Genomic DNA, 891 nt, shown 5'->3' with positions numbered 1-891 from the left:
GGCCGGCCGGCGACGCCCGCGGCAGGATCGTCCGGCTGTGCGTGGACAGCCCGTCGGTCGCCGAAATCTCCGCGCGTCTGGATTTACCGCTGGGCGTGGCGCGCGTCCTGGTCGGCGATCTCGTCCTGTCCGGCTACCTTCGAGTGCACAGGACCCTGTCCGAGCGCTCGACCCGAGACGAGCGCAAGGACCTGATCGGAAGGACGTTGCGTGGCCTCAAGGCACTCTGACCCCGGCGCGCACGCGTCGACGAAGATCGTCATCGCCGGGGGCTTCGGGGCCGGCAAGACCACCTTCGTCGGGTCGGTCTCGGAGATCATGCCGCTGCGCACCGAGGCCATGCTCACCGACGCCTCGACCGGCGTCGACGCGCTGGAGGCCACCCCGAACAAGCGGACCACCACCGTCGCCATGGACTTCGGCCGGATCACCCTGGGCGAGGACCTGGTGCTGTACCTGTTCGGCACCCCGGGCCAGCGGCGGTTCTGGTTCATGTGGGACGACCTGGTCCGCGGCGCCATCGGGGCGATCGTGCTGGTCGACGTGCGGCGGCTGCAGGACAGCTTCGCCGCGGTCGACTTCTTCGAGCACCGCAACCTGCCGTTTCTGGTCGCCGTCAACGAGTTCGACGGCGCGCCCCGCTACCCCGTCGGCGAGGTGCGTGAGGCGCTCACCCTGCCCGCGCACATCCCGGTGATCAGCGTGGACGCCCGGGACCGCCGGTCGGCGACCGACGCGCTGATCGCGGTCAGCGAATACGCGCTGGCCAGCCTCTCCGCCAGTTGAGCGAGTGGGCCGACCGCGAGTTCACCGGCCGCGACTTCACCGACGAGGACCTGCGCGGGCTGCGCACCGAGCGGGTGGTGTTCGACGGCTGCAACTTCCGGGGCG

The 891-nt window shown here is 70.8% G+C and carries 2 protein-coding genes and 1 pseudogene; all 3 read left to right on the top strand.

The annotated features are described in order from the left end of the window. A partial coding sequence (locus tag A5700_RS24795) for a DUF742 domain-containing protein (RefSeq protein WP_156671436.1) occupies nt 1-230 on the top strand: 230 nt, incomplete at its 5' end. Beyond that, on the top strand, nt 211-786 hold the full coding sequence (locus A5700_RS24790; protein WP_068071606.1) for an ATP/GTP-binding protein: 576 nt from the start codon (nt 211-213) through the stop codon (nt 784-786). The genes A5700_RS24795 and A5700_RS24790, both read left to right, overlap by 20 nt. Further along, nucleotides 783-891 (top strand): annotated as a pseudogene (locus tag A5700_RS27490) (hypothetical protein); the annotation flags it as partial. The gene A5700_RS24790 and the pseudogene A5700_RS27490, both read left to right, overlap by 4 nt.

This window comes from Mycobacterium sp. E1214, from assembly GCF_001666755.1.
Taxonomy (GTDB): Bacteria; Actinomycetota; Actinomycetes; order Mycobacteriales; family Mycobacteriaceae; genus Mycobacterium.
This window is presented reverse-complemented; position numbering and strand designations above follow the sequence as displayed.